This is a genomic window from Polaribacter sp. Hel1_85 (assembly GCF_000766795.1).
Taxonomy (GTDB): Bacteria; Bacteroidota; Bacteroidia; order Flavobacteriales; family Flavobacteriaceae; genus Polaribacter.
The window spans coordinates 698,129-716,616 of sequence record NZ_JPDS01000001.1 but is presented as its reverse complement, the minus strand read 5'-3'; the positions used below and the strand labels follow the sequence as shown (position 1 = coordinate 716,616).

The 18,488-nt window shown below is 28.8% G+C and carries 16 protein-coding genes; 7 read left to right on the top strand and 9 right to left on the bottom strand.

Annotated features, from left to right (window positions below; all coding sequences use genetic code 11):
• Window positions 1-2: 2 nt before the first annotated feature.
• Window positions 3-2,612 carry an ATP-dependent chaperone ClpB gene (clpB, locus tag PHEL85_RS03110; protein ID WP_036820890.1) on the bottom strand — a complete coding sequence of 870 codons (2,610 nt, stop codon included), beginning with the start codon at window positions 2,610-2,612 and terminating at the stop codon, window positions 3-5.
• 162 nt (window positions 2,613-2,774) lie between these two features.
• Here clpB and ytxJ point away from each other — a divergent pair, with 162 nt between their 5' ends.
• The 7 genes from ytxJ to PHEL85_RS03075 all read left to right on the top strand — a co-directional run bounded on the left by ytxJ (window position 2,775) and on the right by PHEL85_RS03075 (window position 10,610).
• Entirely contained in the window at window positions 2,775-3,176 is a 402-nt protein-coding gene (gene ytxJ / locus PHEL85_RS03105) for a bacillithiol system redox-active protein YtxJ (protein ID WP_036823055.1), read from the top strand.
• Between the two features lie 60 nt (window positions 3,177-3,236).
• Window positions 3,237-4,787, top strand: a complete 1,551-nt coding sequence (locus PHEL85_RS03100) for a DEAD/DEAH box helicase (protein ID WP_036820886.1) — start codon at window positions 3,237-3,239, stop codon at window positions 4,785-4,787.
• Window positions 4,788-5,314: 527 nt separating this feature from the next.
• Complete coding sequence (locus PHEL85_RS03095; protein WP_036820877.1) at window positions 5,315-6,760, top strand: arginine decarboxylase; 1,446 nt, start codon at window positions 5,315-5,317, stop codon at window positions 6,758-6,760.
• A gap of 19 nt (window positions 6,761-6,779) precedes the next feature.
• Window positions 6,780-7,721 (top strand): agmatinase, encoded by a 942-nt coding sequence (gene speB / locus PHEL85_RS03090; protein WP_036820874.1) that lies wholly within the window; start codon window positions 6,780-6,782, stop codon window positions 7,719-7,721.
• Window positions 7,722-7,730: 9 nt separating this feature from the next.
• A complete protein-coding gene (locus PHEL85_RS03085) occupies window positions 7,731-9,260 on the top strand; it encodes a bifunctional GNAT family N-acetyltransferase/carbon-nitrogen hydrolase family protein (protein ID WP_036820871.1) in 1,530 nt (509 codons plus the stop codon).
• Between the two features lie 12 nt (window positions 9,261-9,272).
• Window positions 9,273-10,241 carry a deoxyhypusine synthase family protein gene (locus PHEL85_RS03080; protein ID WP_036820869.1) on the top strand — a complete coding sequence of 323 codons (969 nt, stop codon included), beginning with the start codon at window positions 9,273-9,275 and terminating at the stop codon, window positions 10,239-10,241.
• Between the two features lie 90 nt (window positions 10,242-10,331).
• Window positions 10,332-10,610, top strand: coding sequence for a hypothetical protein (locus PHEL85_RS03075; protein WP_036820867.1), 279 nt, complete (start codon window positions 10,332-10,334; stop codon window positions 10,608-10,610).
• A 62-nt stretch (window positions 10,611-10,672) separates the two neighbouring features.
• Here PHEL85_RS03075 and PHEL85_RS03070 read toward each other — a convergent pair whose 3' ends face one another.
• From PHEL85_RS03070 to PHEL85_RS03030, 8 genes are all read right to left on the bottom strand, one after another.
• Window positions 10,673-11,371, bottom strand: a complete 699-nt coding sequence (locus PHEL85_RS03070) for a CPBP family intramembrane glutamic endopeptidase (protein ID WP_036820864.1) — start codon at window positions 11,369-11,371, stop codon at window positions 10,673-10,675.
• Between the two features lie 105 nt (window positions 11,372-11,476).
• Window positions 11,477-12,040: a hypothetical protein gene (locus tag PHEL85_RS03065; RefSeq protein WP_036820861.1), complete on the bottom strand. Its 564-nt coding sequence runs from the start codon at window positions 12,038-12,040 to the stop codon at window positions 11,477-11,479.
• Window positions 12,041-12,604: 564 nt separating this feature from the next.
• A complete protein-coding gene (locus tag PHEL85_RS03060) occupies window positions 12,605-14,212 on the bottom strand; it encodes a class I SAM-dependent methyltransferase (RefSeq protein ID WP_036820858.1) in 1,608 nt (535 codons plus the stop codon).
• Complete coding sequence (locus tag PHEL85_RS03055) at window positions 14,212-14,529, bottom strand: helix-turn-helix domain-containing protein (protein ID WP_036820856.1); 318 nt, start codon at window positions 14,527-14,529, stop codon at window positions 14,212-14,214. The genes PHEL85_RS03060 and PHEL85_RS03055 overlap by 1 nt, the downstream gene beginning before the upstream one ends.
• Window positions 14,530-14,587: 58 nt before the next feature.
• Entirely contained in the window at window positions 14,588-15,787 is a 1,200-nt protein-coding gene (locus PHEL85_RS17595) for a phospholipase D-like domain-containing protein (protein WP_081965067.1), read from the bottom strand.
• Complete coding sequence (locus PHEL85_RS03040; protein ID WP_036820853.1) at window positions 15,787-16,014, bottom strand: helix-turn-helix domain-containing protein; 228 nt, start codon at window positions 16,012-16,014, stop codon at window positions 15,787-15,789. The genes PHEL85_RS17595 and PHEL85_RS03040 overlap by 1 nt, the downstream gene beginning before the upstream one ends.
• A 294-nt stretch (window positions 16,015-16,308) precedes the next feature.
• Window positions 16,309-17,307 (bottom strand): metal-dependent hydrolase, encoded by a 999-nt coding sequence (locus tag PHEL85_RS03035; protein WP_036820850.1) that lies wholly within the window; start codon window positions 17,305-17,307, stop codon window positions 16,309-16,311.
• A gap of 53 nt (window positions 17,308-17,360) precedes the next feature.
• The gene (locus tag PHEL85_RS03030; protein WP_036820848.1) at window positions 17,361-18,476 is read right to left on the bottom strand and encodes an SDR family oxidoreductase; all 1,116 of its coding nucleotides are present in this window, start codon (window positions 18,474-18,476) and stop codon (window positions 17,361-17,363) included.
• Window positions 18,477-18,488 lie beyond the last annotated feature (12 nt).

Here is an 18,488-nt window from a genome sequence, read left to right as displayed (position 1 = left end):
AATTATTCATTTTCAACCAAATCAGATTGATTTCTAAACACTAGTTTATCATCAAAAGCATCTAACAAAACAATGCTATCTGTAGTAACTTTTCCTGATAAGATTTCTTTAGAAAGTTGATTTAATACTTCTTTCTGAATCACTCTTTTTACAGGTCTTGCTCCAAATTCTGGCTGATACCCTTTTATTGCTAAATAGTTAATAGCTTCATCTGTGGCATCTAAAGTTATGTTTTGCTCTGCAGCCATTTTTTTAACACTATTTAATTGTATTCTTACAATTTCTTGAATGTTTTCTTTAGACAATGGTGCAAACATGATGATATCATCAATTCTATTTAAAAACTCTGGTCTAACAGACTGTTTTAACAACCCTAAAACTTCTACTTTAGCTAATTCCATAGTTGTTTCAACATCACCTTTTAGGTTATCAAATTTCTCTTGAATTATATGACTTCCCATGTTTGATGTCATGATGATAATGGTGTTTTTAAAATCTGCAACACGTCCTTTATTATCTGTTAACCTACCTTCATCTAACACTTGTAATAAAACATTAAAAGTATCTGGATGTGCTTTTTCAATTTCATCTAAAAGTACTACAGAATAAGGTCTTCTTCTTACAGCTTCTGTTAATTGTCCTCCTTCATCATAACCAACATATCCTGGAGGCGCTCCAACCAATCTACTTACAGAATGTTTTTCTTGATATTCACTCATATCAATACGTGTCATTGCGTTTTCATCATCAAACATATATTCTGCCAACGCTTTTGCTAACTCTGTTTTACCAACACCTGTTGTTCCTAAAAATAAGAAACTACCTATTGGTTTATTTGGGTTTTGCAAACCAGCTCTAGAACGTCTAACGGCATCAGAAACTGCAACAATTGCTTCTTCTTGTCCAACAACTCTTTTATGCAATTGGCTTTCTAGTCTTAATAATTTTTCACGTTCAGACTGAATCATTTTTGTAACCGGAACTCCAGTCCATTTTGCAACAACTTCTGCAATATCATCATAAGTTACTTCTTCTTTTATTAAAGAAGTTTCAGATTGGTTTTCTTTCAAAGCGTTTTGCAATTCTTCTAAATCTTCTTCCGCTTTTTTAATTTTTCCATATCTAATTTCAGCAACTTTACCATAATCTCCTTCGCGTTCTGCTTTTTCAGCTTCCATTTTAAAATCTTCAATGGCTGCTTTTGCATTCTGAATATTATCTACAACCTCTTTTTCTGATTTCCATTTTGCGTTCATTTCATTACGCTCTTCTTTTAAATTAGCTAAATCAGATCGTAATGCTTTTAATTTTACTTCGTCTTTTTCACGTTTAATAGCTTCAATTTCAATCTCTAACTGCATTACTTTTCTGTCTAAAACATCTAGTTCTTCTGGTTTAGAGTTGATTTCCATACGCAGTTTTGCCATCGCTTCATCCATTAAATCAATGGCTTTATCTGGTAAAAAACGATTGGTAATATAACGTTGCGATAATTCTACAGCACCAATAATAGCTTCATCTTTAATTCTAACTTTATGGTGTGTTTCATACTTATCTTTAATTCCTCTTAAAATAGAAATTGCACTTTCTGTATCAGGCTCATTTACTTGTACTTTTTGAAAACGTCTTTCTAAAGCTTTGTCTTTTTCAAAATATTTTTGATATTCATCCAACGTAGTTGCACCAATTGCACGTAATTCTCCACGAGCTAAAGCTGGTTTTAAAATATTAGCAGCATCCATAGCTCCTTGTCCACCTCCAGCACCAACTAAAGTGTGAATTTCATCAATAAAAAGTACAATATCTCCATCAGAAGATGTTACTTCTTTAATTACTGCTTTTAAACGCTCTTCAAATTCTCCTTTATATTTTGCACCTGCAATTAAAGCACCCATATCTAAAGAAAAAATTAATTTATCTTTTAGATTTTCTGGTACATCACCATCTACAATTCTGTGCGCTAAACCTTCTGCAATAGCTGTTTTACCAGTTCCTGGTTCACCAACTAAAAGTGGATTGTTTTTTGTTCTACGAGATAAAATTTGTAATAATCTACGAATTTCTTCATCTCTACCAATTACAGGATCTAGTTTGCCATCTTCTGCTAGCTGATTTAAATTCTTTGCATATTTATTTAAAGAATTATAAGTTTCTTCTTGATTTTGAGAAGTTACTTTTTCTCCTTTTCGTAATTCTTCAATAGCAGCTTGTAAATGTTTTTCTGTAACTCCTTGGTCTTTTAAAACTTGGGCAATATTACTTTTCGATTTAAAAATTGCTAAAATTAGATGTTCTATAGAAACATAATCATCTTTCATTTTTTTAGCAATAACAGCTGCTTCTGTTAAAGTTTTACTTGCTTCTCTAGAAAGCATTAATTCTGCACCAGAAACTTTAGGTAAACTTTCTAATTGTTTATCTAAAATTTGTTCTACAATATTTAAATTGATATTCAATTTTTTCAATAGAAAAGGTAAAACATTTTCATCAACTTGTGTTAAAGCTTTAAAAATGTGCTCATTTTCTATTTGATTATGACCAAAACCTTGCGCAATCTGTTGCGCCATTTGTATGGTCTCTTGCGATTTTGTTGTATAATTATTAAAGTTCATTTTCTAAGTTTTTTTGTTTTTTAATTATTCTAAAGCAATTTTAGTACCATCTATGATTCGTTATTAAAACAAGTCAGATTGTCTTGTAAAGTCTTGTTTTTCCTGACTTTTTGACTGATGAAAGTTTCTTATATTTGTATCGACAAAGAACAAAAACTTAGAATGGGTATATTTAACAGCATGTTTGGTAGAAAAGGAGAAAAGGATTTAGAACCTGAAAAAAAATCATATGTAAATTGGATTCCTTTAACTTCTATGGAACAGTTAGAAGAAATTAAAGATATTTCTAAAACAGAAACTGTTTTAATCTTCAAACATTCTACTCGATGTGGAATTAGTAGTATGGTTATTAAACGTTTTGAAGGGCTTTTTACTGAAGAACATCAAAATTTAAAAGTCTATTATTTAGACTTGTTAAACTACAGAAATATTTCTGATGAAGTAGGATATACTTTTCAAGTAATGCATCAATCTCCACAGTTATTAGTTGTTAATAATGGTGTTTCTGTGCATAATGCATCACATTATGATATAACAATTACAAATTTATCAAGATTTATATAGGTTAAATTTATGAAAAACCTTTTTTAAGTCTTATTTTTGTATCTCAAAATTTTTAATCGTTTGGCAGAAATAAATACTTCAGAAACAAAAGTAGGTAAAGAATTATACGGATATCAAAAAGATGCACTTCAAGAAATTTTTAGAAGATTTGAAGATGCGCCTAAAGATTATCATTTATTATATCAATTGCCAACAGGAGGTGGTAAAACTGTAATTTTCTCTGAAATTGTAAGACGTTATTTAGAAACTTTTAAAAAGAAAGTTTTAGTTTTAACACATAGAATTGAGCTTAGTAAGCAGACTTCTAGAATGTTAAATGAATTTGGTGTAACAAATAAAATCATTAATTCTACTGCAAAATTAGATGATCAAGATGATTATAGTTGTTTTGTAGCCATGGTTGAGACCTTAAAAAATAGGTTGAATGATGATAAACTAGATATTTCTGATATTGGTTTGGTAATTGTTGATGAGGCGCATTATAATTCATTTACAAAAATCTTTAAATTTTTCGACCAATCTTTTATATTGGGTGTAACAGCAACTCCTTTGAGTTCTAACATTAAGTTACCAATGTATGAGAATTATCAAGAGTTATTTGTTGGTGAATCGATTCAGCATTTAATTGATAATGAATATTTAGCAAGTGCTAATTTGTTTTCTTATAATGTTGGTTTAACATCATTAGAAGTAGGTGCTAATGGAGATTATACTGTAAAATCTTCTGAAGATTTATATACCAATTCAGACATGCTTTCTAAATTGGTTTCTGCATATGAAGAAACAGCAAAAGGAAAGAAAACTTTGATTTTTAATAACGGAATTAACACTTCTATACAAGTGTTTCATGCGTTTAAAAAAGCAGGTTATCCAATTGCACATTTAGACAATACAAATACAAAAAGTGAGCGAGAGCTTATTTTAAAGTGGTTTCATAAAACACCAGGTGCAATTATTACTTCTGTAAGTATTTTAACTACAGGTTTTGATGAGCCAACAATAGAAGCTATTATATTAAATAGAGCAACAAAATCGTTGACTTTATATTACCAAATGATTGGTCGTGGTTCTAGGGTTTTAAATGATAAAAGTACTTTTGATGTAATTGATTTAGGAAACAACTTTCATAGATTTGGTCCTTGGGGAGCAGATTTAGATTGGGAGAAAATGTTTAGAGCACCAGATTATTATTTAAATGCAATTCTATCTGATGAAGATATTGAAAGTACATTTAAGTATGAATTAACTGCTGATGTTAAAAAAGAATTTGCCAATTCTACAGATACTTATTTCGATATGAAAAAAGTATATATAGATACTATTAGACAAGGAGAATCTTCTAAAAGAGTATTAGAGAAATCTATTGTTCATCATGCAAAAATGTGTATTGAAAATAGTGAAGATGTTTTTGATGCTTTAATTCTTGCAAAAATGTTAGGCGAAGAAATTGATGATAGAATTAATAGATATGCAAAATGTATTTCTAAAAGTACACACAATTTTGTTACTTGGTTAAAAGACGATTATAGAAAAAAACTAAATGCTTATTTAAGAGCTAATTTTGATGAAGACTTTGAAGAAATTCATGGTCATCCACCAATTGAAGAATAAATTATTATTAAAAAAGCACTGAATTTTCAGTGCTTTTTTTTTGTTTATTACTATATATAGTTTTACTGAAAAATTCATTATTTTAGAAAGAATAGGTTATTTATTTCTATTCGATTTTTAAAATTATTTTATAAAACTTCATTATAAAGCTCTCTAAGGCTTGTGTTTAAAGGGAAAGTTAAAGGTGAAAATATTTTTTATTTTTTTTTGACTTTTGTTTTTTATATTGAAAAATAATATACATTTGTTTAACTTATTTAAGTAAAATGTTTAGTTTTTCTTATTTCGGAAATAACTTTCAATCGGAGAATGATAGTTATATCGCATTTTGGAAATGCAACGAAAAAATTAAGGTATCTCCATTTTCAATTCTTCAAGAATTGCAGCTTTTCTCAAAGTTGCACGTAGTTTACTTGCAAATATTACAGTGATATAAATCCTTTTTCTAGGGTTATAATTTCTATTCTAAAACATTGATTTTGTTTTAGTTCAGACAAATTTATCATACAATTAATTTAAAAACAAAAGTGAACACAAAATACATAGATTTAATCGAGCAAACGTTCGATTTTCCTCAGGAAGAATTTAAAACAGAAAATAATAAATTGTTTTGGCACGGAATTAATTTAATGGAATTAACCGCTAAATATGGCGCTCCATTAAAATTCACGTATCTACCAAAAATTTCAGAAAACATCAACAAAGCAAAAGGTTGGTTTCAAAACAGTATGGAAAAACATAACTATAAAGGAAAATATTTTTATAGTTATTGTACAAAAAGCTCTCATTTTAAACACATTTTAAATGAAGCTTTAAAAAATGAAATCCATATAGAAACGTCATCTGCTTTTGATATTGATATTGTAAATAACCTTAAAAAAGAAGGTAAAATAAAAGACACTACATATGTTATTTGCAACGGATTTAAACGAGATCAATACATAAAAAATATTGGTGGTTTAATCAATTCTGGTCATCAAAATTGCATTCCGATTATTGATAATTACGAAGAGTTAAATCTTTTATTAGATGAAACAGATAAAAAACTAAATGTTGGTATCAGAATCGCTTCTGAAGAAGAACCAAAGTTTGAGTTTTATACTTCTAGATTAGGAATTGGTTACAAAAATATTGTCTCTTTTTATGAGCGTGAAATTGAAGATAATAAGCAAGTTGATTTAAAAATGTTACATTTTTTTATCAACACAGGTATTAAAGACAACGCGTATTATTGGAACGAGTTGATGAAATGTTTAAAGGTTTACATCAACTTAAAAAAAGTTTGTCCAACTTTAGATAGTTTAAATATTGGTGGAGGGTTTCCTATTAAAAACTCTTTGGCTTTTGATTATGATTATGAGTATATGATAGACGAAATCATCAATCAAATAAAACAAGCTTGTGATGAAGCAGGTGTAGAAACACCTAATATTTTTACAGAATTTGGAAGTTTTACTGTAGGTGAATCTGGTGCAGCTATTTACGAGATTTTGTATCAGAAAAAACAAAATGATAGAGAACGTTGGAACATGATAAACTCTTCATTTATAACAACTTTACCAGATGCTTGGGCTATAAATAAACGTTTTATTATGCTGCCAATTAATAAATGGAACAAACAATATGAACGTGTTTTATTAGGTGGTTTAACCTGTGATAGTGATGATTATTACAACTCAGAACAACACATAAACGGAATTTATTTACCTGTATTTGAAAAAGAAAATCCATTATACATTGGCTTTTTTAATACTGGTGCTTATCAAGAATCTATTGGTGGTTTTGGAGGTTTACAACATTGCTTAATACCACATCCAAAACATTTAATTATTGATCGAGATGAAGATGGAAACATCATCACAAAAATATTTAAAGAACAACAAAAAAGTAGCGAATTGCTTTCTATTTTGGGTTATGGAGAAAATACCGAAAAAGAAAATGAATCAGAAAAATTAATTAAACAAGAAGTGTAATAACACCTCAAAAAAAATAATGAATACAAAAAAAACTTATGCAGGAATTCCACAAGAGTTTGGAAACCTATCAACATCAAAAATAGTAGTTATTCCTGTTCCTTATGATGGAACTAGTACTTGGCAAAAAGGAGCTGATAAAGGTCCACAAGCTTTTTTAGACGCCTCAGAAAACATGGAATTATATGACATAGAAACAGGTTCTGAAGTTTACAAAGAAGGAGTTTATTTAGCTGATGCAATTACAGAAAATTCATCGCCAGAAGCAATGGTAGATGCTGTGCATGACATTACTAAAAAGTACATTAATAGAAATAAATTTGTAACTGTTTTTGGTGGAGAACATTCTGTTTCTATAGGTACCATTAGAGCTTTTAATGAGTGTTTTAACAATATTACTGTTTTACATATTGATGCGCATGCAGATTTAAGAAAAGAATATGAAGGTTCTAAATGCAACCACGCTTGTGCGGTTTATGAAGTAAATCAGAATACAAATTTGGTACAAGTTGGTATTAGAAGTATGGATATTTCTGAAAAAAGAGAAATGAATTTAGATAAAGTTTTCTTTGCTCATGATATGGCTGTAAATGAAGATTGGATGGAAGATGTTATCGATCAATTATCGGAGAACGTTTTTATTACTTTTGATTTAGATGCTTTAGATCCTTCAATTATGCCATCTACAGGAACTCCAGAACCTGGTGGTTTGTTTTATTATGAAACATTAGAATTCTTAAAAGAAGTTTTTGAGCAAAAAAATGTGGTTGGTTTTGATATGGTGGAGTTATGCCCAAATGAAAATGAAAAATCTTCAGATTTTTTAGCAGCAAAACTATTCTACAAAATGTTGAGTTACAAGTTTGCTTCAAATGATGATTCTTATGATATTGGAGATGATAATTCTGACGAAAATCCGTTTAGTAAATTATCTAAATTTAAAGATGAAGATGATTTTTAGTTTTTAAAGATGATACAAAATATAGAAAATATAGAGCTGCATTATTTAACTTTAACAGATTATAAACAGTTAAAAGAAGCAATGATTCAGGCATATTCTAGCATGCCAGGTTCTTATTGGAAAGAAAATCAAATAAAATCTTTAATAAGTAAGTTTCCAGAAGGACAGGTTGTTATAAAAATAAATGGCGAGTTAGCAGGTTGTGCACTTTCTATAAAATTAGATTACGACAGTTTTGATGATCAACATACTTATGAAGACATTACTGGTAATTATACATTTGATACACATGATGTAGATGGCGATGTTTTATATGGTATTGATGTTTTTATAAAGTCGGAATACAGAGGTTTAAGATTGGGCAGAAGATTGTATGATTATAGAAAAGAGTTGGCAGAAAAACTGAATTTAAGAGGAATTGCCTTTGGAGGTAGAATTCCGAATTATCATAAATATGCTGCAACTTTATCGCCAAAAGAATATATCGCCAAAGTTAAACGTAAAGAAATTCATGATCCTGTTTTAAACTTTCAAATTTCGAATGATTTTCATCCTTCAAAAATTTTAAAAGGATATTTAGAAGGTGATGATAATTCTGGAGAGTTTGCAGTTTTATTAGAATGGGATAATATCTATTATGAGAAAAAGTCTAAAAAAGCAGCTACAAAGAAAAAAGTAGTTCGTTTAGGATTGATACAATGGCAAATGCGTTTGTATAAAAACTTAGAAGAATTAATGCAACAAGCAGAATATTTTGTGGATGCAGTTTCTGCATACCGTTCAGATTTTGCTTTGTTTCCTGAGTTTTTTAACGCACCATTAATGGCAGATAATAACCATTTACCAGAATCGGAAGCAATTAGAGAGTTGGCTAAATATACACCAGAAATTGTGCAGAGATTTTCTGAATTAGCCATCACATATAACATTAATATTATTACTGGTAGTATGCCCGAAATTAAAGAAGGGTTGTTGTACAATGTTGGTTATATCTGTAAAAGAGATGGTTCTACAGAACGTTATGAGAAATTACACGTTACACCAGATGAAGCAAAAGTTTGGGGAATGCAAGGCGGAAATGAGTTAAGAACTTTCGATACGGATTGTGGTAAAATTGGGGTTTTAATTTGTTATGATTCTGAATTTCCAGAATTAAGTAGAATTTTAGCAGAAGAAGGAATGGATATTTTGTTTGTTCCGTTTTTAACGGATACTCAAAATGGCTATTCTAGAGTACGTCATTGTGCACAAGCTAGAGCTATAGAAAACGAGTGTTATGTGGCAATTGCTGGTAGTGTTGGTAATTTACCAAAAGTGAATAATATGGATATTCAATATGCACAATCTATGGTTTTTACACCGTGTGATTTTTCTTTTCCAGCAAATGGAATAAAAGCAGAAGCAACCACAAATACAGAAATGATTTTAATTGCCGATGTAGATTTAGATTTATTAAAAGATTTGAATAAGTTTGGTAGTGTACGTAATTTAAAAGATAGAAGAACAGACATATTCGAAGTTAAAAAACTTCAAAAATAACAATATTTAAAAATGAAAAAACCGATTACAAATTTTATAGAAAAATATTTTTTACACTTTAATGCTGCTGCTTTAGTAGATGCTGCAAAAGGGTATGAAGCTCAATTAAATAAAGGTTCTAAAATGTTAGTTTCTTTAGCAGGAGCAATGAGTACAGCAGAATTAGGAAAGATTTTTGCAGAAATGATTCGTAAAGATAAAGTGCAAATTATTTCTTGTACAGGAGCAAATTTAGAAGAAGATATTATGAATTTAGTTGCGCATTCTCATTATAAACGTGTACCAAATTATAGAGATTTAACGCCTCAAGATGAGTGGGATTTACTAGAAAAAGGTTTAAACAGAGTTACAGATACTTGTATACCAGAAGAAGAAGCTTTTAGAAGAATTCAAAAACATATTGTAAAAATTTGGAAAGATGCTGAAGCAAATGGTGAGCGTTTTTTACCTCATGAGTATATGTACAAACTATTGTTGTCTGGTGTTTTAGAAGAATATTATGAAATTGACATTAAAGATTCTTGGATGTATGCTGCTGCAGAAAAAAACCTACCAATTATTTGTCCGGGTTGGGAAGATTCTACAGTAGGAAACATTTTTGCTTCTTATGTTTTAAAAGGAGAATTAAAAGCTTCTACAATGAAATCTGGTATCGAATACATGACTTTTTTAGCAGATTGGTATACAAATAATTCTGAAAATGGAATTGGTTTTTTCCAAATAGGAGGAGGGATTGCAGGAGATTTCCCAATTTGTGTGGTGCCAATGTTATATCAAGATATGGAAAGACCAGAAACTCCGTTTTGGAGCTATTTCTGTCAGATTTCTGACTCTACAACAAGTTATGGCTCTTATTCTGGAGCTGTACCCAATGAGAAAATTACTTGGGGAAAATTAGATATAGATACCCCAAAATTTATTATAGAAAGTGATGCAACTATTGTTGCTCCATTAATATTTGCTTATTTATTAGAAATGTAGCATCGAAGATGCTTTTTTTAGAAAAATTGAATTGCTGATTTTTAACCTAACTAAAACATGTAATTAAAATTAGTTTTAAAAACAAAAACAATGAGAAGAGTAATCGTAGAATACGCAAAATTAACTACTGACATATTAGATTTGTTGGTAGAAAAATATCCTGAAGGATATGAGTATGAAGATATAATTTCCTTTAAAAATGCAAAAGGAGAAACTATTAAAGCGGTTGAAGTAAAAACAGAAGACACCAATTATTTAGTGAAAATTAGTGATCGTTTAGAACAAACGATGGAAGATTATGCAGATGATGAAGATTCTTTTGATGAAAAGGAAGATTTTGATGTAGATGAATTGGAAGAAGGTATATAGCTTCTAAATAAAGAAAAACTTGGATTTAAATTCAAGTTTTTTTTATTTACTAATTTCTTTTGCTATTGAAATTGTACAACAAAAAAAGCAAACTGTATTCCGTCATAAAGAGCGTGAGCTATTATTAAAGGTAACAATCTTCGATATTTATAAAAATAGAAACTAATTATTACACTTTTAAGACCAATAGAAATTATGCCTGCAGTTCCTTGATATAAATGTGCCATTCCTATAAGTGCTGATGTTAAAAATATTACAGAAATTTCCCAATTTTTGTTGTCATTAACATTCCACAAACACTTTAATAAAAAGACTCTAGATAGTTCTTCAAAAAGTGCAATACCAATCCATAAAACGGGTCCAAACCAAACAATCAGTAGCAAACGATTATTTGCCAATTCTACCATTGTATCAATCAGTTCAGTATTTGGTGGGTTATGATTAGGTATCCATTGATAAATAGTTGCTCTCTCTAAAAAGAACATCGTAAAGTATAGTACTGTTAAACCTAAACCTATTAAGACATCCCAATACCAAGTTCCTTTACCAGAATTAAAAGTTTCTTTAAATGTGTCTTTTATTAAATATTTGTTGAGTACCAAAATCAGAATACTGATTCCACCACCAAAAATCAATGGATAAACAGTCATATCTGTTGTCGAAAAATTTTCAGTTTGTGTTAGCCTATAGCAAATCATAATAATATTGATGGGTAAAATTGCAATACTGATTGCTAAAATATTTCGAAACGTTTTATTCATAATTCATTGAAATATTATGTAACTTAATGTTGAAAAGACTTTCGTTTTAATAATAAATCAAGTTCATTATCAATTATTTATATTTGAGACTAGTGAAGATTATTATCAAAATTGATTTATTGCTTTTTTCTTTTTTTCTTCATTTTTGATAACCCAAGCTTTATTTGATAAATTAATATTTGTGTAGGTTAATTGATAATAATATCTGCCTTTAGATCCAATTAAATTGCAACTAATTCCTTTTTCTTTATGCAACCAAGTTAAATTAAAACTGTCATTGTAGCTAGAACCCATAGTAGGTTTTCCATAGGTGAGTTTAGTTAAATCTGAAATTTCCTGTTTTTTATCTAAAATAATAGATACATTATATATTATTTCATTCAAAGTTTTTACATAGATTCTTATTATACTAGTATTTCCAATTTGTTTATAATCATTAGTTGCGTATAAATAGTTATAATCTTCAAATCCTCTGAAATATTTACTGTTTTTAGCAGTGTTTTTTATGAAATCATAATATCCTTTTTCATTCACATAATCTTTTACGTTTGTATTCAGTTTTATTTTTCTAAATCCGTTGTTTTCAACAAGTTTGTTTAAGTTTTGTGAATAGATAATTGTAGTTAAGAATAGAAGTAATACGAATAAGGTTAGTTTTGTTCGTTTCATAATTTGTGTTTTTATTCTTATTTATAGTAATGATATTTTCCTTTTAAAAACAAATTTTATCAGAAATAGCACAAAATATATGTTCGTTGTATATAGATTTAGAATCTAAAATTATAAATTAGTTCATACATTTTAAAAAATTAAACAATTACTAAAATTACTTTTCTATTTGTAATTATTCAATGATAAAAATCATAAAAACACATTCTTTATTAGAAATATTTTTTTGATAAAACTTAAATTATTAAGATGAAGGTGTATAACTTTTAAAATAAAAAAAAGTCTGGAATATAATTCCAAACTTTTTTTTATTTTTCGCTAACGTTGTTGTATAAGATTAGTTGCGTGTTTCAAGCACTAAAGTTAGTAAATAAAACACAAATTAAAAGTCTGCGAAAACTTTCGAAAATAAGCTAAAACCAGCAATTAATTTTATACGGTGTTGTACACAGGCTTTTTCTTTCCGCAAACTTGCTAGCGTTGGCAAAGACATACTCTTTTGCAATTTTAGGCTTGTGTGTCGGCTGTAGCGAATTGCAAATGTGTATGTCTTTTAGCGTTGGCTTATTTTCCTCTGTTCAATCTTCTATTTGATAGTTTTTTCCAGATACTATCAGCTAATTCAATATCAGAGTCAGAAAGTCCGTAATTTTCTTTCAGTATTTTTTGATTCGTTATTTTTAAAATTTCCGAAATATCTTTTTTATCTCTTATCATTTTGTCAATAAGAGGAAGTAAATCAGCGTTGTTTTCATTGTAAGGTAAAAGAACTCTTTCTACTTCATTTGGCATTAATTCTAAAACGCCTCCTCCGTGACTTCTTCCACAAATTTCTGTAAATGCTAATGATAAAGAATTATAATAACTTGCAGTCAAGGCTTTTAATTCAAATTCAGGTTTTACTGTAACACGATGCATTGTGTCTGTTGTAAATGCTTTAGCTTCGTTTATAATTAATTTTGGGTACTTATTGTTTCTACGTATAAATAGAGCTTCAGAGATTCTTTGAGATGGTACAATTTGCCATTCGTCTCTTATTCTGCATTTATATCCTTCATTAATTTTTTCTTCTTCTCCCCAAGCTATATAATCTCTTGCTCCAACAGAACCATTCAAATCTGCCATTTTAGGAAAAGTCAGAAAATGGGTTCTAGCTTCTTTATCTCTATTTCTATTCCAATCTTTTGTTGTGAATATTGCACTAGGAACTTGTACACTTCTTCCAACTAGTGGTTTTGCGTATTTTTCTAGATTATAAAATTGTACAGTTGAAAGTGGAACTGTGAAAAATGGATTTGAGCCAGTTGTAATTCCTACTTCTACTTTTGCAAACTTTCCTAATTGATTGAATTTTTTGTCAGACTGAAGTCTTTCTAGAAAATCAATTTCTTCTTGCTCAAGAAAGTAAAAAGTCCATTTATTTGACTTAAAGTCAATCTTCTTTTTAGGACTTTTTAATATTGAAACATCTAGTTTTTTTAGTTCTTCTGCGTCTCTTAATTCTAGATGTTCAATTAAATGAGAATTAGAGTTGTTTTTCTCACAAAGTAATAAAACTACTTCTTGTTGAATATTTGGAAATACAAGTTTCTCAAAAGAAACAATGTTTATTTTGTTATAAAAATGAGCTAAAAACTCTCTCAATGGTTGAGCATAAGAAACTTGAAGAATTTCCGCTGGCAAAACGAAACCAATTTTACCTTCTTCTTTTAAAAGTAGAGACGAACCAACAACGAATGAAACCCAAGCGTTTGTTAATTTTGAATATTTTAAACTTGCTTTATTAAAAATATCTGCTGCATATTGTTGTTGTTCTTTGTCGAAATATTGATATCTAATGTATGGTGGATTTCCAACAATCAAATCAAATTTTCTTTCTGTATTAATACAATATTTATGAAAATCTTCATTAATTACAGACGATTTATTTAAACCAATAGCTTCTGACTTTTTAGCTTCAACTTCATCAAACTCAATTGCAGTAACGGAATTGTATTCGTAGTTTTCTTTTTGAATTTCTTTTAAAAAAACGCCATCTCCACAGCTAGGTTCTAAAATATCTAATTGTGTGTTGCCATTAAAAGCCCATTTTAAAATAAATGCAGCAATTGGTTCAGGTGTGTAAAAACCCCCTCTTAATTTTTCCTCTGTTGCTTCTTTAATTAATTGCATTATTTTTTGGCTTTATTTTTATTATAATAGTTGATTTTTTCTTCAGCAACCTTTAAAACTTCAGTTGCTAATTCTTCTTCTAAAATTGAATATGCAACTGTATCGCTTAAATGAGCAACAGTTAGCAAATTCTCATCAATGCTAAATAAAATAGAAATATCTTTAATGAATTGTTTTGATGGATTCCGACTATTCTTTTCAATTTTACCAAGCATTGAAGTGTCAATTTTCAAATGCTCTGCAACTTCACGCAGAGTTAACTGGTTTTCAGTGCGTAAACTTCTTATTGTTTCTCCGAATGATTTTTCTAATTGCATAATAATTTGGACAACTTCAGTCCAAAAGTAGTTTAATTTTTTGAACTATAAAAATATTTTATTCTATAATTAAGGTAAAGGTGTCTGCAACGGTTATATCATTGTAAAGAGTCGCAGTTTTTCCAATTAATTCATCTTGAGCTATTAGTTTTTTAGTTTCTCCCCAACTTAATTGCGTCATTGAATTATTTTGTATGTAAGATTTAGTATTAGTTTTAGTGTTGTGGGAAATTGTAATTGGAAAAACACCATAGTCGATACCTTTAATTACAAATCTAATATTTGCTTTTGCTCTTTCTATGTGAGATTTACTTGGTGTTAAATCAAAGTTCCAAGTAAGACTAGAAAATACTGTGTCTCTAAAATGATGCCTTTGGTCAATGTTTTGTAATTTCCCTTTTTTAAATAGCATCGAACCGGTAGGATTGGTATTTCCTCCTTTAGGAATGTTTAAATCTCTTTCTGTCAAAGCACCACTTTCCCAAACAACTTGATTGTTATTTTTATTTTGAAATTCAAAACTATTTTCAATTTCTAGTTCTGAAATTAATTTTGAGACCGTTTTATTTGTTTTATATCTACCCTTAAAGTTTGTTGGTATTTTTACTGTAGGTCTTTTTGGAATTACTAGGTTGTTGTTATCCTCAGGATTTTTATTGGATGTGTTTTTTTTATGTTTTTTACTCCATACTTTTCTTGTAGGTACAATTCCTTCATTTACAAATTGTGTTATAATTTGATGTGATATTTTAAATAAATTCGGATCGCTAAAATCAAATAAAGTTTTGTAATAATCTTTGACTTCTTTTAATAATTTAATTCCATCAGGATTAATGTTTTTGAATTCAACCATTAAAGAGCTTTCTACATTTCCGAAAAAACCTCTTGCCGTTAAATTAGATGAACCAACAATTAATGTTGTATCGTTATCTCCTTCAAATAAGTATATTTTAGGATGAAAAATTGGTGATTCTTTTTGATAGAATATAAAGCTGTTTATTCCAAGTGAATTAATCTCTTTTAATGCTTTCTTTGAAGTTCCTTCTTGGTCAATTCCAACAATTAAGTTCAGATTTTTAAAAAATTTCGCACCACTTGTTATACATTCAGAAAGGCCAACAACACCAGCTTCACTAGCGAATGCAGAAATTCCAGTGAAGGAACTAAATTTACTTTCTTTGAATAATTTGATTATTGTGTTACCAACAGAGTTTTTGGATTCAGACTCGAAACCTTGTCCTAAAAATGTAATTTTCATTAATGTATTTTATTAAGTTTTTCAAATATTAACTTCATAGATACATCAAGACCTTTTGACAATTTTTCAATATTTTCGAGAGTAATATTTTTTTCCCCTCTTTCAATCATTCCAATATATGTTCGATGAAGATTAGATTGAAAACCTAATTCTTCTTGAGAAAGTTTCTTTTCTTTTCGAAGTTCTCTAATAATTTTACCGAAATTCTGTGATAATTCTGCGTTCATTGAGTATACTATAGTTAGCACAAAGTAAGTTTATACTTTTGTTCTTACTACATACTACAGTTAGCATTTCAGCGTTGGGGAATTTTAGCTCTTTTGGTTTTTAGAGCGTTGGAATTATGTGGTGGGAAAAACCGAAAGTGCTAAAATATGCGGCTGCTTTCAGCTTGTGTACAACTTAAGACGATTATGATGTCCGTTTTAATGACTTATAATCGGCGTTAGCGAAGTTAGGTTTTTTAATGCAAAAAATCAATAAGTGAAAACCCTTGTTTTTACATGTTTTATAAAGTTGTTTTAATTCCCTTTAATTCTTAACCAGAGTTCAGCTAGGAGTTTTTTTGCGTCTCTTTTTTCTTTAGGTACTTCTGTAAAAAAAGGTATTCCGTTTTCATCAACTTCAATTTTATATTTAAAAACGAAGTTTTCTGCATTGGGTTGTATGCTTAACGCACCAAAACGTAAGTCGTTAAAATAAAGTATATTATCTATTTTATTGATAGTGTAAAAGCCTTTTGAAATTTTAATCATTCGTTTTACTTTTGGATGTTTTGCTAAATCATCTAATAAGTGATGATTTTTAGGATAACTAGAAAATTGAATCGGATTTTCATCAAAAAAAGAAGAATGTCCAATTAGAAAAGTGTCTTTCGTTTCAATATTAGCTGTCCATAAAATGGTGTTTAAAGGCGTTGGTTTTGTTTTTATTTCTGAATATTGAATATTTTGTTTGGCCAATTCTTTTGTAAAAGTTTGGTAAGAAAATCCTTTTAAAATTAGAGTAAGTACTAAGTAAGAACTGCTAATTATTAATCCCCAATTATTATAAAATCGTCTTTTTTTGGATTCCTTTTTTTGAATCATTGTCAATATCAAAAAAACTAAAAACGGAATTGTATATAATGGATCGATTACAAACACATTTTTAAAAGCCAATCGAATGTCTAAAGGCCAAAAAAGTTGAGTTCCCCAAGTTGTTTGTGCATCTAAAATAGGATGCGTAATAAAAGCCCAAAAGAAAAGCCAAGACCAATCTTTGAGGTTTTTATATTTTTCATATTTAGTAACAAAAAAAGCTAGAATAGGAGAGAAGACAACAGAAAAAAAGATAGAGTGTGTAATACCTCTATGAATTTCTAAAGCAGTTACTGTATCAGTAAAAAAAGAGGATAGAAAATCTAAATCAGGAATTGTACCAGCAATAGCTCCATAAAACATAGACTTATTACCAATTTTTCTTCCTAAAACAGCTTCTCCAACTGCAGCTCCTAAAACTATTTGCGTTAATGAATCCATTTTTAAAAATTATCTAACAATCCAAAAATCTATAAATCTAACAATTTATAAGATTAATAACTCTTTCTAAACTTTTTTTCAACCGAAAAGTTAATCAAATTCATAAAGTTTTCATGTACACCTAAAGTAATATCTAATTTTAACTGTTCTATGAATTTTAAAATTAAATCAGATTGAAATTGTAAATCAGGAATAGAAATATAGTTTTCGAAAATATCTCCAATGGTTTTGTAATATAGTTTCTCAAAAGTGTTTAAGTTTTCTGGTTTATCTGATACGTATTCGTAAGAATTTACATTAAAAGATGCTAAAACATCACCCACATAATTTATGTGAAGTATCTGTTTAGGATTTACAATATTCAATTCTTTAATTGTGGGGTTTAAAAAAGCATATAAAATTGCTTTAGCAACGAAATCTACAGGCACAATGTTTAAACCACTTTCTTTGTTTATCCAAATTCTAAAGTTTTCTTTAGCTTTAGTTGCATATTTAGCTAAAAAAATAGCCCAAGAATAGAAAACATCAAATTTTGGAGTTTCATAAAAAGGAGCATCTATTAATCGTCCACAAATAATACTTGGTCTTAAAATCTGAGAATCTATATTTTTTAATTTACACGTTTCTTTTACATATAATTCACTTTCATATTTAGATTGCTCGTAAGGGTTTCTAAAATTTGTAACATTATAATTTTCAATCGTATCATTTACTTTTTCATTCTGAATTCCAAACGAATATGCAGTACTTATGTATATAAAACGTGTTACAGCTTTTGGTAATTGTTCTAAAAGTTGTTTTGTAACTAAGTAATTTTGAGAATGTACTTTTTCTTTAGAATCGCTAGTACTAGCTAAATTTGTAGAACCTGCACAATGTATCACAGTATCAAAATTGTACTTGTTTAAAACATTTTGAGTTATGGTAGATAAATCATGAGAAATTACAGTAATTTTTTCTAAACAAGCTTCTAAAGTAAACTTATTTAAAAACTCCGGACGAGAGGTATCTTGTAAAATAGCTAACAAACGTTGTTCAGCAACTTTATCATTATCTCTCATTACAACAAAAAGATGATTTACTGTTTTCTCTACAATAGCTTTGTGTAGCCATTCAAAGATAATATGACTTCCAACAATGCCTGTTCCACCAGTTAATAAACAATTCATAATCTTGTTTTA

Excerpts from the sequence above, each read along its gene's own strand:
- PHEL85_RS03085 (WP_036820871.1), top strand. The coding sequence starts at position 7,731 with ATGATACAAAATATAGAAAATATAGAGCTGCATTATTTAACTTTAACA.
- PHEL85_RS03070 (WP_036820864.1), bottom strand. The coding sequence starts at position 11,371 with ATGAATAAAACGTTTCGAAATATTTTAGCAATCAGTATTGCAATTTTA.
- PHEL85_RS03055 (WP_036820856.1), bottom strand. The coding sequence starts at position 14,529 with ATGCAATTAGAAAAATCATTCGGAGAAACAATAAGAAGTTTACGCACT.
- PHEL85_RS03080 (WP_036820869.1), top strand. The coding sequence starts at position 9,273 with ATGAAAAAACCGATTACAAATTTTATAGAAAAATATTTTTTACACTTT.
- speB (WP_036820874.1), top strand. The coding sequence starts at position 6,780 with ATGAATACAAAAAAAACTTATGCAGGAATTCCACAAGAGTTTGGAAAC.
- ytxJ (WP_036823055.1), top strand. The coding sequence starts at position 2,775 with ATGGGTATATTTAACAGCATGTTTGGTAGAAAAGGAGAAAAGGATTTA.
- PHEL85_RS03060 (WP_036820858.1), bottom strand. The coding sequence starts at position 14,212 with ATGCAATTAATTAAAGAAGCAACAGAGGAAAAATTAAGAGGGGGTTTT.
- clpB (WP_036820890.1), bottom strand. The coding sequence starts at position 2,612 with ATGAACTTTAATAATTATACAACAAAATCGCAAGAGACCATACAAATG.
- PHEL85_RS03065 (WP_036820861.1), bottom strand. The coding sequence starts at position 12,040 with ATGAAACGAACAAAACTAACCTTATTCGTATTACTTCTATTCTTAACT.
- PHEL85_RS03075 (WP_036820867.1), top strand. The coding sequence starts at position 10,332 with ATGAGAAGAGTAATCGTAGAATACGCAAAATTAACTACTGACATATTA.
- PHEL85_RS03035 (WP_036820850.1), bottom strand. The coding sequence starts at position 17,307 with ATGGATTCATTAACGCAAATAGTTTTAGGAGCTGCAGTTGGAGAAGCT.
- PHEL85_RS17595 (WP_081965067.1), bottom strand. The coding sequence starts at position 15,787 with ATGAAAATTACATTTTTAGGACAAGGTTTCGAGTCTGAATCCAAAAAC.
- PHEL85_RS03040 (WP_036820853.1), bottom strand. The coding sequence starts at position 16,014 with ATGAACGCAGAATTATCACAGAATTTCGGTAAAATTATTAGAGAACTT.
- PHEL85_RS03030 (WP_036820848.1), bottom strand. The coding sequence starts at position 18,476 with ATGAATTGTTTATTAACTGGTGGAACAGGCATTGTTGGAAGTCATATT.